The sequence below is a fragment of the Flavivirga aquatica genome (assembly GCF_001747085.1).
Classification (GTDB): domain Bacteria; phylum Bacteroidota; class Bacteroidia; order Flavobacteriales; family Flavobacteriaceae; genus Algibacter_C; species Algibacter_C aquatica.
Genome location: NZ_MDJD01000047.1, coordinates 49920 through 66974, shown reverse-complemented (window position 1 = coordinate 66974; position 17055 = coordinate 49920). Strand labels below are relative to the sequence as shown.

Annotated in this window: 13 protein-coding genes; 10 read left to right on the top strand and 3 right to left on the bottom strand. The window is 29.6% G+C overall.

The genetic code is table 11. The features are described from left to right. Positions 1-88: 88 nt before the first annotated feature. Complete coding sequence (locus tag A8C32_RS12160) at positions 89-1216, bottom strand: vWA domain-containing protein (RefSeq protein WP_069830700.1); 1128 nt, start codon at positions 1214-1216, stop codon at positions 89-91. A gap of 107 nt (positions 1217-1323) precedes the next feature. On the opposite strand from A8C32_RS12160, the gene A8C32_RS12155 reads away from it, so the two are divergent. The 9 genes from A8C32_RS12155 to lpxD all read left to right on the top strand — a co-directional run bounded on the left by A8C32_RS12155 (position 1324) and on the right by lpxD (position 13892). Further along, on the top strand, positions 1324-4533 hold the full coding sequence (locus tag A8C32_RS12155; protein ID WP_069830699.1) for a VPS10 domain-containing protein: 3210 nt from the start codon (positions 1324-1326) through the stop codon (positions 4531-4533). A gap of 169 nt (positions 4534-4702) precedes the next feature. Beyond that, positions 4703-5377, top strand: a complete 675-nt coding sequence (locus A8C32_RS12150) for a TetR/AcrR family transcriptional regulator (protein ID WP_069830698.1) — start codon at positions 4703-4705, stop codon at positions 5375-5377. A gap of 2 nt (positions 5378-5379) precedes the next feature. Then, positions 5380-7044 carry a peptidase domain-containing ABC transporter gene (locus tag A8C32_RS12145; protein WP_069830697.1) on the top strand — a complete coding sequence of 555 codons (1665 nt, stop codon included), beginning with the start codon at positions 5380-5382 and terminating at the stop codon, positions 7042-7044. 7 nt (positions 7045-7051) lie between these two features. Continuing rightward, positions 7052-8413: an HlyD family secretion protein gene (locus tag A8C32_RS12140; RefSeq protein WP_069830696.1), complete on the top strand. Its 1362-nt coding sequence runs from the start codon at positions 7052-7054 to the stop codon at positions 8411-8413. Further along, a complete protein-coding gene (locus A8C32_RS12135) occupies positions 8410-9813 on the top strand; it encodes a TolC family protein (RefSeq protein WP_083253337.1) in 1404 nt (467 codons plus the stop codon). The genes A8C32_RS12140 and A8C32_RS12135 overlap by 4 nt, the downstream gene beginning before the upstream one ends. A 75-nt stretch (positions 9814-9888) precedes the next feature. Then, entirely contained in the window at positions 9889-10512 is a 624-nt protein-coding gene (locus A8C32_RS12130; protein WP_069830694.1) for a YceI family protein, read from the top strand. Between the two features lie 267 nt (positions 10513-10779). After that, positions 10780-11952: an LETM1-related biofilm-associated protein gene (locus A8C32_RS12125; RefSeq protein ID WP_069830693.1), complete on the top strand. Its 1173-nt coding sequence runs from the start codon at positions 10780-10782 to the stop codon at positions 11950-11952. A gap of 63 nt (positions 11953-12015) precedes the next feature. Next, on the top strand, positions 12016-12528 hold the full coding sequence (locus A8C32_RS19980; RefSeq protein WP_083253336.1) for a Crp/Fnr family transcriptional regulator: 513 nt from the start codon (positions 12016-12018) through the stop codon (positions 12526-12528). A gap of 368 nt (positions 12529-12896) precedes the next feature. Continuing rightward, positions 12897-13892: a UDP-3-O-(3-hydroxymyristoyl)glucosamine N-acyltransferase gene (gene lpxD / locus A8C32_RS12115; RefSeq protein ID WP_069830691.1), complete on the top strand. Its 996-nt coding sequence runs from the start codon at positions 12897-12899 to the stop codon at positions 13890-13892. A gap of 90 nt (positions 13893-13982) precedes the next feature. On the opposite strand, the gene A8C32_RS12110 is transcribed toward lpxD, so the two are convergent. Next, positions 13983-14351, bottom strand: a complete 369-nt coding sequence (locus A8C32_RS12110) for a hypothetical protein (protein WP_069830690.1) — start codon at positions 14349-14351, stop codon at positions 13983-13985. A gap of 469 nt (positions 14352-14820) precedes the next feature. On the opposite strand from A8C32_RS12110, the gene A8C32_RS20680 reads away from it, so the two are divergent. After that, positions 14821-14991 carry a hypothetical protein gene (locus A8C32_RS20680; protein WP_165605837.1) on the top strand — a complete coding sequence of 57 codons (171 nt, stop codon included), beginning with the start codon at positions 14821-14823 and terminating at the stop codon, positions 14989-14991. 248 nt (positions 14992-15239) lie between these two features. Here A8C32_RS20680 and A8C32_RS12105 read toward each other — a convergent pair whose 3' ends face one another. Then, complete coding sequence (locus A8C32_RS12105; protein ID WP_069830689.1) at positions 15240-16460, bottom strand: hypothetical protein; 1221 nt, start codon at positions 16458-16460, stop codon at positions 15240-15242. Positions 16461-17055 lie beyond the last annotated feature (595 nt).

Sequence of the window (17055 nt, the reverse complement as noted above, 5' to 3'; positions counted from 1 at the left end):
TTTTTTAGAGAAGAGCCATAGCTTGAAGAAAACAAGTATTATACCCTGATTCTTTTTTCTATTGTCTATATTCTTTTGTCTTTTATATTTACCCCTTAATTCTTTTTTTTCTGTTTGTTTCGTAATCTTCAAAAATCATTTCACCCAATCCTTTTAAGCCTGTATAAAAGGCTTTACCCTGATTTGCTTGTGTAAACGCTCTAACAAATTGCATTAAATAACTATCTTGAGCAATCATAAAGGTTGTTATAGGAATATGCAATTTCCTTGCTTGTTGTGCCATAGCATAACATTTATTTACAATATGCTTATCTAGACCATTACTATTCTTATAATATTGACCGTCTGGCAAACGTAAACAACTTGGTTTACCATCTGTAATCATAAAAATTTGTTTATTGGTATTTCGTTTTCGTCTTAATAAATCCATAGCCAATTGTAAACCCGCTACAGTATTAGTATGGTAAGGTCCTACTTTTAAGTATGGCAAATCTTTAATTTCTATTTGCCATGCATCATTACCAAAAACTAAAATATCTAAAGTATCTTTTGGATAACGCGTTGTAATTAATTCTGCCAAAGCCATAGCTACTTTTTTAGCTGGAGTAATTCTATCTTCACCATATAATATCATACTGTGACTAATATCAATCATTAAAACAGTACTCATTTGCGATTTATGTAACGCTTCTTCTACAACTAAGTCGTCTTCGGATATGCTAAAATCTCCTACACCATGATTAATTTGTGCATTTTTTAAGCTTTCCGTCATAGATACCTTATCTAAAGCATCACCAAACTGATAGCCTCTGTAATCACCTGTATGCTCATCTCCCACTCCAGGACTCTTACTTTTATGATTTCCTCGTCCACTACGTTTAATCTTTCCAAAAATGTGATCCAGTGCTTGTTGCCTAATAGCCCGTTCTGTTTTAGCAGTAATTGCCATACCACCCTGTCCATCTGGATCAATTTCTTCTCGTATATATCCTTTCTTTTTTAAATCTTCAATAAAATCATCAATAGTATATTCAGGAGTTGTTAGTTTATATTCTTTATCCAATTCACGTAACCAGTTGATAGCTTCATCAAAATCTCCTGAAGTATGGGTAATTAACTCTTTAAAAATTTCAAAAAGTTTATCAAAAGGTGATTGGTATGGGGCTTCATATGTTTTAAACACAAAACCTTTTCTATACGTTTTATTATTTTTCATAGCTGTATAAAAATACTATATTTAATTATACGGTTTGTAGCATTAACATTTATTTTATTAATCCAATAATAAGTTTTCACTATTTTAGACAACATAAACCCTTTATAATGAAAAACCCTTTTTTATTTATTTTTTTATTAGCTTCTTTTATAGTTTTTAGTCAAGATTTCTCAATAAACTTACTAAAAAATAAACACCCTAGAAATATTGGTCCTGGCGGTATGTCTGGTAGAGTTACCTCTATAGATGTTGTACATTCAAACCCAGATATTATATACGCTGGTACAGCTTCTGGTGGTTTATGGAAATCTACTTCTGGAGGAATAAAATGGCAAGCTCTTTTTGACAAAGAAGTTACTGCTTCTATTGGAGCTGTAGCTATTCAACAATCTAACCCTTCTGTAATTTGGGTTGGCACAGGAGAAGGCAACCCCAGAAATAGTTTAAACGGTGGTTATGGTGTATATAAATCTCTTGATGGCGGTAAGAATTGGAACTTAATGGGATTAGAAAACACCCGCCATATACATAGAGTTATTATAGATCCAACAAATCCGAATATAGTTTATATAGCTGCCATTGGGTCGCCCTGGGGAGAACATCCTGAACGCGGTGTTTTTAAAACTATTGACGGTGGCAAAACATGGAACAAAATTCTTTTTGAAAATAATAAAACTGGAGCTGCAGATTTGGTTATGGATCCAACAAATCCAAACAAATTAATAGCTGCAATGTGGGAACACAAACGCGAACCATGGTTTTTTAACTCTGGTGGCAAAGGTTCTGGTCTACATATAACGCATGATGGCGGGAATACATGGAAAAAATTAACAGACCAAGACGGTTTACCTAAAGGTGATTTAGGTAGAATTGGTATTGCCATTGCATCAAATAAACCTAATATTATATATGCGCTTATTGAAGCAAAGAAAAATGCATTATACAAAAGTGAAGATGGCGGATTTAAATGGAAAAAAATAAATGATAAAAGTGATATTGGAAATAGACCCTTTTATTATTCGGAAATATATGTAGATCCACAAAATGAAAACCGATTATATTCTGTTTTTACATATATAAATAAGAGTGAAGATGGTGGCAAAAACTTTTCTCAACTTATGCCTGCTTATGGTGTAGATAATGGTGTTCACCCAGATCATCATGCATGGTGGATTCACCCAACTAATGGTAATTTTATGATTGATGGAAATGATGGCGGTTTAAATATTACTAAAGATGGTGGTAAGAACTGGCGATTTATAGGCAATCTTCCTGTTGCTCAATTTTATCATATTAATGTAGATAACGAAATTCCTTATAATGTTTATGGTGGTATGCAAGATAATGGCTCTTGGAAAGGCCCTGCTTATACATGGCGAGCTCAAGGTATTCGTAATTCATATTGGCAAGAAATAAGTTTTGGTGATGGCTTTGATGTGATTCCGGATAAGGAAGATTCTCGTTATGGCTGGTCCATGAGTCAACAAGGCTATGTTAGTAGATATGATTCGGAAACTGGTAATAACTACATCGTAAGACCAACACATCCCGATGCTAATACATTACTGCGTTTTAACTGGAATGCTGCTATGAATATAGATCCTTTTAACTCTAGCACACTTTATTTTGGAAGTCAGTTTGTACATAAATCGACAGATAAAGGCTTAACATGGTCTATTATTTCTAAGGATTTAACAACTAACAATCCTAAAAAATTAAACCAATCTGAAAGTGGTGGATTAACTATAGATGCTACTGGAGCAGAAAACCATTGTACCATTTTAGTTATCGAACCTTCTCCTTTAGAAAAAGATATGCTTTGGGTTAGTACTGATGATGGCAAAGTTCACATCACTCAAAATGGAGGAAACACATGGATCGATATTACTAAAAACATAAAAGGATTGCCTGAAGGTTGTTGGATACCACAAATAAAAGCATCAAACAAAAATAAAGGTGAAGCGCTTTTAATAGCTAATGACTATAGACGTTTTAACTACAAACCTTATGCTTATAGAACCAAAAATTATGGAAAAACATGGGAACGCATTGTTGATGAAAACGATGTAAAAAGCTACACACTATCTATTATTGAAGATATTGATGAGCCTAATCTAATGTTTTTAGGAACAGATGATGGTCTTTATATTTCTATAGACGCAGGAAGAAAATGGACAAAATGGACCGAAGGCTTCCCTACTGTTTCTGTGAAAGATTTAATTATACACCCTAGGGAACATGATTTAATTATTGGAACTTTTGGAAGAGCTGCATGGATACTTGATGATATCCGTCCATTACGAGCTATTGCAAAAAACAATAAAATCATTAATAAAAAGCTAAAACTATTTACGCCTCCTACTGCTTATCAAGCAGCTTACCAACAACCTTCGGGGAGTCGTTTTGGTGGTGATGCCATGTATAATGGAGAAAACAGAAGTAAAGGCGCACATATTTCCTATTATGTGAGAATTGATGAAAAAAGGAAAAAGGAAAAAGAAGAAAAAGAGAATGAGAGTGAGGATGATTCTATTAGTGAAAAAGAAAAAAATACTATAAAATGGGACTCACTTACCTTGAAAATCTATGACAATGAACGCTTAATTAGATCTTTAAAACAAAAAGCTCCTGAAGAAAGTGGTATTCAAACATGGATTTGGTTTATGGACGAAAAGGGTCCAGATACCCCTAAACGTACTATTAACAAAAAGCAAAACGAACCTGGAGGGACATTAGTAAAACCTGGAACTTATAAAATTGTAATGAGTTTTGGAGATCAAACGTCTGAGGAAATGATTACTGTAAAAAGTGATCCTCGTTTAAACAAATCGACTAAATCTTTAACTGAAGTTTACAACAGATCTAAAGATATTGAAAACATGACTCAAGTCATGGCTGATGCTGTTAAACAATTAATAGAAAGTAAAAAAACAGCTAAAAAATATTTATCTAACTTGAAAGAGCTAGATAAAGAAAAATACAAAAATCAAATAAAAGAGTCCAAAGAAATTATAAAAAAAACAGAAAGCATTATTGATCTTTATCTTGGTAAAAAGGATAAAAGACAAGGCCTTACAAGAAATCTCAAACCCAATATTAACCAGCGTATCAATTTAGCAAAAAACTATGCTAAATCAAGACAAAAAGGTTTAACATCCACAGAGAATGCTTTACTTATACATGCAAAAAAAGCATTAGAAGATGGATTAAATAAAACAAATATCTTTTTTGAAAAAACATGGAACGCATATAAAACTTCAATGGAAAAAATAGAATTATCTCCTTTTAAGAAAATAAAAACTTTTAATTACCAATAGTAGTATTTAAACTAGTATAAAAAAGCCCTGAAAATCAGGGCTTTTTTATACTCTAAACTAAGAGATGGATATTCATTTCTAATTATTTTTTTTTATTAACATAAATTTAATTGTTTTAATCTTGATTTTAATAGTATTACTATTATATTTGAAATCAAATTAACCTATTATGATAAGTTTACTTTCAAATTTAAAAATAGCTGTCCCTGAGAAAATCTATGTAAAAGATCCTGAATCTTCTAAATTGGGTAAACGAATTGTTGAACATAGTATCTTATTAATTAATGATATTGGTTTTGATACTTTTACTTTTAAAAAGCTTGGAGTTTTAATTGGTTCCAATGAAAGTTCAATTTATCGTTATTTTGAAAGCAAACATAAACTACTACTCTACTTATCTTCATGGTATTGGGCTTGGATTGAGTATCAGTTAGTTATTGAAACACATAGTATTTCTGAAAACAAAAAAAAACTAATTAAAGCCATTAGTATTGTTTGTAGAACGACTCAAGAAGATTCAAAATTCTCTCATATTAATGAAGTAGTTCTAAATAACATTATAATAAATGAAAATTCTAAATCCTTTTTAACAAAGGAAGTTGATATAGAAAATAAAGACGGTTATTTTATTATATACAAACGTGTTGTACAACGTTTAGCAAACATGATAATTGAAACTGCTCCAGAATACAAATTCCCTTCATCTTTAGCTAGTACCATTATTGAAGGAAGTTTGCATCAACATTTTTTAAAGGATCACTTTTCTTCTATAACAGACTGTAAAAAAGACATATATCCATCAGACTTCTACATAGATTTAACCTTAAATACATTAAAACTTTAATTATGGCTCACCAAAATATGACCCCATGGCAACGCCTAATTGGTCTATTGCAACTCGAAAAAAAAGACATAATACAAATCTTTTACTATGCTATTTTTTCTGGTATAGTTGCATTATCACTTCCTCTTGGTATTCAAGCTATTATTAGCTTAATTCAAGGCGCACAAATATCTACATCTTGGATTATTTTAGTAACATTAGTGACTCTTGGTGTAGCATTTTCAGGTGCATTACAGCTCATGCAATTACGTATTATTGAAACCATACAACAACGTATTTTTACGCGTTCGTCTTTTGAGTTTAGTTATCGTTTTCCTAAAATAAAAATGTCTGAATTACGTAATTACTACCCTCCGGAATTAGCAAATCGTTTTTTCGATACCCTGACCATTCAAAAAGGCTTATCAAAAATATTAATAGATGTACCAACTGCTATCTTACAAATAGTATTTGCTCTTATATTGTTATCATTTTACCACCCGTTTTTTATAATTTTTGGTATTCTTTTACTAGCTCTCATTTTTATAGTATTTAAGTTTACTGCAAAAAAAGGACTTGAAACAAGTCTTAAAGAATCTAAAAACAAATACAAAGTAGCACATTGGATTCAAGAAGTTGCACGTACTCTTGTTAGTTTTAAATTATCTGGTAGTACAAATTTAGGATTAAATAAAAATGATGATTTAGTTAGCGAATATTTAAAATCTAGAGAAAGTCATTTTAAAGTTTTAGTACTACAGTTTATTCAAATGATAACTTTTAAAGTTATAGTTACTGCCAGCTTATTACTTATTGGTGGTGCTCTTGTTTTAAATCAAGAAATGAATATTGGACAATTTGTAGCTGCAGAAATAATCATACTTCTTGTAATTGCTTCTGTAGAAAAATTAATTCTTGGTTTAGAATCATTTTACGATGTATTAACTTCTATAGAAAAAATAGGACAAATTGTAGACAAGGATCTAGAGCCTCAAGATGGTGATATACCTCATTTTAAAGATGGATTAAATATAGAACTAGATAAAGTATCTTATATCGTTCCCAATAAGAGTACGCCAATTCTCAACAACATATCATTAAAAATCACTCAACAAAGCAGAATACTTATTAAAGGCGAAAGTGGTTCTGGAAAATCTAATCTACTACGAATTATTTCTGCTGTTATCGAACCTAGCTCTGGTAATGTTTATATTAACAACCTATCTATTAGTAGCTTATATTTAAATCATTATCGTTCTCAGTTAGGTCTATCTTTATCTGAAGAATCTCCATTTGAAGGTACTATAAAAGAAAATTTAACTTTTGGTAATTCTAACATTTCTGATGACGAATTATTTGATGTTCTTAATAAAGTTGGACTAGCTTCTTTTATTAAAGAACAGTCAAAAGGTCTAAACACTATTTTATATCCAGATGGAAAGCAAATACCTTATACTATCTCTAAAAAACTAGTTTTAGCACGTGCCATAATAAAAAAACCTAAAGTCCTAATTCTTGAAGACGCTCTCGACAGGTTTAACGAAACAGAAACCAATTCAATTATTGATTACTTATCTCATAAAGACAGACCATGGGCTTTAATTGTAGTAAGCAGCAGTAATGCTTGGGCAAACAGATCTAATGAACTAATCACCCTTGATCATGGTGAAATTATAACTAAAAAATAATTAAGTTATGCTCAATATATCTCATAATCAATTAAATAAAAAGATTAAATTGACTCATTATAAGTCTGGAAAAAATATTTTTAATAAGTCCTATTACAAAAGATTTAATCAATTCTTACTAGTATTTGCCCTTATAGGTTTAATTGTATTGTTTTTACCTTGGACTCAAAATATAACAGGAAAAGGCTTAGTTACAACTTTAAAGCTTAACCAAAGACCTCAAACAATTCAATCTCAAATTCCAGGACGTATTGAAGAATGGTTTGTTCAAGAAGGTGATTTTGTAAAGCAAGGAGATACAATTCTAAGAATTTCTGAAGTTAAAAGTGACTACTTTGATGATAAACTTGTAGAAAGAACCAATGATCAAATTGAAGCAAAATCATCTTCAGTTATTGCCTACAATGACAAAGTTAAAGCTCTAAATAGACAAATTACAGCTTTAATAAGCGAGCAAAAATTAAAAATACAACAAACACAAAACAAATTATTGCAATCACGTTTAAAAGTAAAAAGTGATAGTATTGACTTTGAAGCTTCTAAAACTAATTTAACCATTGCAGAACGCCAGTTTAATAGAATTCAAACTTTACAAAACGAAGGCTTAAAAGCAGTAAGAGATGTTGAAGAAAAACGTTTAAAACTTCAAGAAACACAAGCAAAATTAATTTCAAAAGAAAACAAATATTTAGCTAGTAAAAATAACGTGATCAATAGCCAAATTGAACTTTCTAGAATACAAGCCACCTATACTGATAAAATATCAAAAGCACAAAGTAATATGTATACGGCTCAATCTAGTGGTTTCGATGTTAAAGCCCAAGTCACAAAACTTGAAAACACCTATAGTAATTACAAAAAGCGTAACAGTTTACTATATGTTACAGCTCCTCAAAATGGGTATATAAATAAAGCTATAAAAGGAGGTATTGGAGTAACGTTTAAAGAAGGCGAAGAATTAGTTGGTATTATGCCTGCTCAATACGATTTAGCAGTAGAAACCTTTGTAAAACCTATTGATTTACCACTTTTACATATTGGAGAAACTGTACGGGTACAATTTGATGGGTGGCCTGCTATTGTATTTAGCGGATGGCCCAATGTATCTTACGGAACCTATGGCGCAAAAGTAATTGCAATTGAAAATTTTATAAGCAATAATGGTAAATACCGTGTATTATTAGTACCAGATAAAAGTGATCATAAATGGCCAAATGCAATACGCATTGGTTCTGGAGCCAAAACTATAGCTTTACTAGAAGATGTTCCTATTTGGTTTGAGTTATGGAGGCAGATAAACAGCTTCCCTCCTAATTATTATCAACCAGAAAACAGCAAAAATAATACTTCTAAAAAAGATAAAAAATGAGAGTTTTTTTATTGATAATATTACTATCTACTGCTCACTTAGCCATGTCTCAAGACAGTACATCTGTGATTAGCTTATCTGAGTATTTAGGTTACGTAAAATCTTTCCACCCTATTGTAAAACAAGCCAATTTAGTTATAAACGAAAGTGAAGCTAAACTTATGAAAGCCAGAGGAGCTTTTGATCCTAAATTAGAAATAGACTACGACAGAAAAAAGTTTAAAAACACAGAATATTACGATAAATTAAATGCTGCATTTAAAATACCAACATGGTACGGCATAGAACTAAAAGGAAATTTTGAAGAAAATACAGGTGATTTTTTAAACCCAGAAGCAAATATTCCCAATAATGGTCTATACAGTGCAGGTATATCTATTTCTGTTGCTCAAGGTTTACTTACCAATAAACGTATGGCTATGCTAAAACAAGCTAAATTTTATGTTAAGCAAGCTAAAGCCGACAGGCAATTATTAGTTAATAACATTTTATACCAAGCAACACTTAGCTATTTTAATTGGTTAAAAACATATAACGAAAAGCGTGTTTATGAAAAGTTTTTAGTTAATGCCGAAATACGATTTAAAGGTATTAAAAAAAGCTATGAAGTTGGTGAAAAACCCGCTATAGATACCTTAGAGGCTAGAATAACGTTAAACAACAGAAAATTAAATTTAGAAAAAACACGAATTAAATTTATTAAATCATCTCTGGAATTATCAAACTATTTATGGCTTAACCAAGATACGCCCATAGAAATAAAAGAAGGAATGATTCCCGATATAAAAACGTTTCAAACTATAGATAAAACGTTAAATACATCGTCCTTTAATGTGGAAACTATAAATTTAGATACCCATCCTAAATTACAATCACTAGGTTATAAATATCAAAGTTTAAATATTGAAAAACGTTTAAAATTAAACAACCTACTCCCAAAAGTAGATTTACAATATAATTTCTTGTCGCAAACACCAGAAGTATCAAGATCATTTAGCACCTCTGCTTATAAAAGCGGTTTAAACATAAGCTTCCCTCTATTCTTAAGAAAAGAACGAAGCGATTTAAAATTAGCGAAACTTAAAATGCTACATACTCAGTTTGAAATGCAAAATACCAGAGTAAGTTTGAAAAATAAAATAAATGCCATTAATCAAGAATTAGAATCTTTTACTTTACAAAACGACTATACAAAAACTATAGTTGAAGATTACAAAAAAATGTTAATCGCAGAAGAACGTAAGTTTTTTTTGGGAGAAAGCTCCTTATTTGTTGTTAACTCAAGAGAATCTAAACTCATCGATGCTAAACTAAAAGCGATAACTCTTGAAAATATTTTTTTTAAAAGTAAAGCCAATTTATTTAATGTTTTAGCGCTATCTGATGTTGACCTAAATTAAAATACAGTATCTGTAAATAATTTGCAATTCATTTATTATTGCCTTAACTTTCGAGTAAATAAAAACCCAAAGAAAATGAAAAAAATAAGCGTCCTTTTAATTGCTTTAACCATAAGCATAACTTCTTGTAAAAAAGAAAAAAAAGAGACAGAAACTGATTCAGTTCCTAAAATTGAAGTAACTGATAAATTTGTTGTTAAACCAGAAGCAACGTCTGTAAAATGGACTGCTTATAAAACCACTGAAAAGAAACCTGTAGGCGGAGAATTTTCGGTTTTAAATTTTGAAAATAAAGAAGGGGCAACAGCTCAAGAGGCTTTAAATAACTTAAATTTCTCAATTCCTATTAGTAGTTTATTTACTAAAGATGATGGTAGAGATGCTAAATTAAAGGCTTCTTTCTTTGGAGCTATGTTAGATACCGAATTTTTAAAAGGCACTATTAAACACAATAATAATGAGTATATAGCTTCTATTACTATGAATGGAGTTACTCATGATTTGCCTTTAAAGGTTACAATAACTGAAGAAAGACGTGTGAGTATGACAGGAACAATGCAACTAAAAGATTGGAATGCTTTAGGTGCCTTAGAATCATTAAACAAGGTTTGTTTTGATTTACATAAAGGTGCAGATGGTGTTAGTAAAACTTGGGAAGATGTTGCAATCGAAATAAATACCTATCTTCGTAAAAATTAATTAAACTAAACTAAATATTTTATAAGAACCACCTTATTATAGGTGGTTTTTATTTTTAAGAGATATTATATTTCTTAAAAAAATAAATATGTCTACTTATTTAAGGATTGTATATAATGCACTCCCCTCAAAACCTTTGTATTTTTATTACAGCTTTATATGTTAAAGAAAATACTTATGCTTTTTATGATTTGATAAGGTAAATGCTTATGAATTGCTTATCTAAAGTATTACTTTTACATCATAACTGTTTAGTTTTATAAAACTATGAACCCATCAGCATCTGGTTGGATAAAAAAATTACTAAAAGAAGCATCTCAAAATAATTTTTTTTTAAAATATGAAGAAGAAACATTTTATGATGCTTTAAGAACTTGTGGATTTATTTATGGCAGTAATCTAGGTGTTGTTGCTCAAATAATTGAAAAAAATGATTTAACCGAAGATGAACTTTGTAAAACAAATTTGTGTGTCTCTTTTTTTTACACACATGCTAAATCTAATTCAAAAATTCCTTTTATCGAAAGTATCATAAACTTCTATACAGAAATTAATGAGCCTAAATCTTCTTTTTTTAAAAATCTTATTGGTGGAAAAAAATCTAATGAGGAGTTAGAAAATATTATCCATAAACGCATTCAAATTGATGCAAATATTATCACAAAAAACTTCAACTATTTTATTATTAATGCGCTTTTATTTGTTGATGTTCTAGCATACAAAAAATATATCGAAAACCAGAGTATTTCAATAGACTATTTAAAAAAGATGGAAGCATCAATTGCTTCAATTTCTTTAGATGTTTTAAATTCTAAAGCTATAAAAAATCAATACGATGATAGTTTAATTAAATTGTTTGAGTCTTCTTTACGATACCATAAAAACTCAAATCTTGGTTATAAAAAGGCTATAAATAATATTAAAACCAAACAAGAAAAATATTATATTTTAGATTTAGCTTGTATGGCTACTTGGAGTGATAGAGTTATTGACCTAGAAGAACAACAATTTTTACAACAATTAGGTCTAGATTTAAAACTAAACACACTTAGAATAGAGCAATCAATAAAAACAGTAAATCAATTTTACATAGTAAATAAAAATAACATTGCTCTTTTAAGTTCTAAAAATATTGTTCAGAGTTTTTATAACAATTCAAGTAAAATGGTTCATAAGCTAATTACTAGAAACAGTAAACGCTTATACCAAGAATTAATAGACAGCAAAGAACTAATGATTTTACTTTCGCAATCTACAATTAGAGATTTAAATAAAGATGAACAGAAAAAAGTACAAGAGCAATTACTTGATATTTTTAAATCTATTCCAAGCCTTGCCATTTTCTTACTTCCCGGAGGCGCCTTATTATTACCTTTAGTAATAAAATTCATACCAAAATTATTACCATCTGCCTTTGATGAAAATCGAATTGAAGAATAATTTATAATGAAATATCAATTACATACTTATTTAAATAGATATGCTACTTTCTCAAAAGAATAAATAGATCTATTTTTCAAGTATTTAAAACAAAAAAAATATAACAAAAAAGAATTTCTTCTTGAACAAGATAGTATATGTAATTTTAAATGCTTTATTATAACTGGACTTGTACGCGCTTTTGTAATAGATGAAAAGGGCAAAGAAAACATTATTCATTTTGGCATTGAAAATTGGTGGGTTAGCAATATGGAAAGTTTCATTTTGGAAAAACCTTCTCATTTATTCATTCAAGCATTAGAGGACACAACTGTGCTTTTAATTACTAAAGAAAATTTAGAATTAGCTTATGTGAATATTCCAAAACTAGAACGCGTTTTTAGAATTATAACCGAAAACATGCTTATTGCTATTGAACGTAAAAATGAATATTATATAAAAATGGGAAGTAAAGAAAGGTACACTAGTTTTATAAGTGAACTCAAAACATTTTCTCAACGTGTTCCTCAATACATGATAGCATCTTATCTTCAAATTACACCCGAATATTTAAGTGAACTTAGAAAAAATAAATAAATGTTTTATACCTCTTTATTTTTAATTGATATACTATCAAAGCAAATACTAAAACATTTCAATAATTCTTTTATTTTATATACTTACCAGCAATATTTTATAATAAACTCATCTTGACTTTTTCTATTTCCTAAAAAATATCTGAAATTCGCTCATATTTCATTACTTTTTTACACGTAGCAATACTATGTCTTTCAAAAAGTGTTTAATCTGAACAAATTTCAACTCATTTTTGGTTAAAAACAAAAAGTCAAGATGAGTTCAATAAAATATTTTTTGCTGAATATAAATATCACTTACAAAAACTCTTTTTTCTATTTTTTTTCCATTAGTTTTACGAATATCAATTAACTTATAATTTAATAAAATTGAAAACATCATATAGTATACAGGAAATTAGCGATCTTTTAAAAGGCGAATTAATAGGTAATACCACACAACAAATTGAAGGTCCCGAACAACTAGAAAGTGCTAAAAACAATCATATTACATTTATTGGAAGCACAAAATATATTAAATTTTGGGCAGAGTCAAAAGCTTGTGCTGCAATAGTAAATGACAATTTAACAGTAGAACCTGGTGACAACAGAGCTTTAATTAAAGTAAAAAATGCCGATTTAGCTATGGCTAAAATATTAGAGCTTTTTAACCCGCCAGCACCAGAATTTGAAACTGAGATCCACCCTACTGCTGTTATTCATGAAACTGCAACAATAGGTAATGGTTGTAAAATTGGAGCTAATTGCTATGTTGGTAAAAACGTTTCTATAGGTAGTGATGTTATTTTATACCCAAATGTTTGCGTTTTTGATGAAACTACTATTGGTGATAATACTATAGCTTGGTCGGGAACCGTAATTAGAGAACGTTGCATTATTGGTAGTCATTGTATTTTCCATACCAATGTTAGTATTGGAGCCGATGGATTTGGATATAGACCAAGTGATGATGGTAGAGGTCTAATAAAAATACCGCAAATTGGTAATGTAATAATTGGACATTATGTCGAAATAGGCGCTAACTCTTGTGTAGATAGAGCTAAATTTAGTTCTACTATTGTTGGCGATGGTTGTAAAATAGACAACTTAGTACAGGTGGCTCATAATAGTATTATGGGACGTTCATGTATTATGGCTGGACATAGTGGACTTGCAGGTTCTGTAACTTTAGGAGATGGTGTTATTATTGGGGGAAGTGCTTCTATTAAAGATCATACAACTATTCATTCTGGTGCAACTGTAGGTGCTGGCTCTGGAGTTATGAGTGATGTTTCTGCTGGTCAAACCGTTTTAGGTTATCCTGCTCAAGAAGCTAAAGCAATGTTAAAGCAATGGGTTGCAATGCGTAGATTAGTTAAGAAATAAACACTCGTCTTTTGTAAATAAATATTTTGAATTAATATAAAAAGCACCATATCACCTTAAAAGCGATATGGTTGCTTTTATAACACTTTCTTATTTAGTATAAGTTAAAAATCCAGAAAAATAATTTCCATTAACTTTTACAGTACTTATTTGTATACTTCCTCTCCATGTCCAAGCATTACTGTACCCGCAATTTGTTGATTGCTTATGGCAAAAAAGGCTAGTCCATTTAGTACCTATACTATTCAAGTTTTCTGTTAACCGGTTTCTAAAAGTTGTAGATGAGCTTCCATAATTAGTTGCTGCTGCTAAACATAGGTCATTCCATAATTCTGGAGTCAATCCTGTTGCTGCGATAGATTTAATTAATTCATCAGCATTTGTGCTTTTAATTGCTACTGTATGAACTTCTTTTTCTGTACTAGCATTTGACAAAACTTTTTCTTTTACTTGTGTCATGATTATTTAGTTTTAATTTATTAGTAAATAATTATTTAGTTGAAATATTTTACTTCTCAACATAACAAAATTAACACAAACACCTCATTTACAACATAGTAGAAATACTCATTTTACTAAATCAAGTAGAAACACGTAATCATGACCGTTACATTTACATTTACATTTATAAATTTAAGAGTATGGAAATTAAATTCTCGTAAAATAGTATTAATAACTCATGACCTGATATAAGAAAAAGAAAACACCTTATAATATTTAAGAGATAATATATTGATTCTAAAAGTTTTCACTAAAAACAGTGGGTTTAAAATATTTTAGCACTATAAATAAGATAATAATCTGTATTAAATTATAGAAACAAAATTTAAGGTTAAAAAAATTAACAGTATTAAAAAAAGGAGCTTAAAAGTCCAGTCTCATTGAAATTTCAATTTATAATATTCTAACTAAATTACAGCTCTTAATTATGTTAAAATTCATTATCACTATTAACAAATATTCATCAACAACTTCAATAGTATTAAAACCTGCCAAACAACCTAAAAATCTAATTGATTTACTTCAAGTAATTAATAAAAACTTTCCTATTTTGAGTTCTCAAAACACATGGTTTTTGGCAGACTATTATACTATTTAATGATATACATGTTAGATATAAAGGACGCTTCTATTTCTTGTGAACTATAAAAAATGAAAATACAAAATTATATAAGACTAGAAATATTAATATGAATCCAAACTATGTACTAGACAATGAAACAAAATTAAACCAATGGTTAACCTCTAATAAGGAAAACCAAATTCGTTTAAATAAAATTTCACCTAAAAACATAAGTAGTTTAAAAAATTGGTATAAAATTAAGTCCAAAACTAACAAAAAAACATCTATTTAACTGTATTTGATATAGTCAACAACAACTCATTACCTTTCTGTCTTACAGACGGTACTAAATTGGAGTATCCTTCGAAACCATTAAATTGAACTATATCATCTAAGTTAGGAACAAACAACGAATCTGTTGCTTTTATTAAAACTATCGTTATCTTTTTAAATTTTTCTGGTGCAAAATACTTCTTCGCATTAATTTCTATTTTTCCTTCAAAAATAGTTGCATTCACTACATTTAGTACTGGAGCAGTACCCGTAAAATCAGGAATATCAATAGAAAGTGTGCCTTCTGTTTGAGTATAAGTCTCGACATTCCATTCTCCTTTCTCTCCTAAATCAAACTTTCCACTGGTATTAGTTACAGCTGTCGCATTTCCTCCTGCATTTAAGCCATCTCCATCACCTGCATTAGATGCATATACACCTCCATCTATTAAGCTTAACTCTCCTACAATATTTACTCCCAACACTTGACCAGGAAGTTGAATATCATTTTTAACTCCAATAGCTTGAACACCTCCGGTTGTTATTAATGTTGCTCTAGGACTTCCATTAGTGGAAATAGAACATAACTCGGACACCCTAACAGATCCAACAATAAAATTCGATCTAGGCGATAAAACCATAAGTCCTTCATTAGATAAAGTCACATCATTTACTTGACCACCAGAACAACCAGACCCTAAATCATTTCCAACACCTAAAAAAGCACCATCTGCCGATATTGGTTGCACATTATTTAACACACCACAAACATTTGCACTACCCTCTATAGTACCAACGGTGAATGTACATACGGAAGGAACTGTAAAATTACCTCCGTTAAGAAGATGTGGAAGCGCACCTCCGTCCATTCCAATCAACGTAGTCCCTTTTCCTTCTTTATCATTAACATAGACTGTTCCTGTACCATCAATTACTATTGAGACAAACACTTCGGCACCATTACTAATAGTAAGAGCAGAATAACCTTTATCCAGAATGATACGATTATTTGAACTCATCAATGTCATATTTTCTGTTACAGTAACTGTATTAGCTGTTAAGGTTATATCTTTCTGTACATTTATTATTGAATCCCCTTGACCTTTATTTAAATTTATAATTGCTGTATTTAACTCTAATTCTGTTGTAACCGATACACTAGTAATTGTTTTTTCATCATCTAAAATTTCTTTTGTTTTCATACTTTTATTAGGTTTTGTTAGTTTATTCATTTTTAGATTACCTCTTCTAAGGAAATCTATTAGCTACTGCATTACAAACTGCAGACTTTATATTATTCACAACTTTAATTGGGAAGCTTTGTTCTTTTCTAATTGTCTCTATGACATAACACCTGTCGGTTGAGAAGCACCGAAATTACATTATTCGACTTAGTAAAATTTGTTTCATTAATTTCATACGATTTATACTCTTTTTCACAATTAATAGTATTTATTAATAAATATTCGTTTGAGTTTTTCAATTCATCAAAAAACGGATTATAAATATATTCCTATATTTTTACAATGTCAATACGTACAAATACCTAGTTTTGGTCAAATTTTTCTTAAAATTACACCACATATGTGTTTTTAGCCTAAAAAAATGATTCGAAATAGTAAATGAAAAAAATAAAATTATTATTAATATCCTTAAAAGAATCTTTTCTTAATTAAGAATAAAAGTAGTTATAGTAAAATTTTTGCTTTGTTTTGTTAGCTCTAAATATTAACATCTAGATTGATTAATCAATTAAAAATATGCTTTATGTTTTGAAATCTATTAGCTCATGGTTTTTAATTTAGAAGAAGAAATTTATTAGAATTC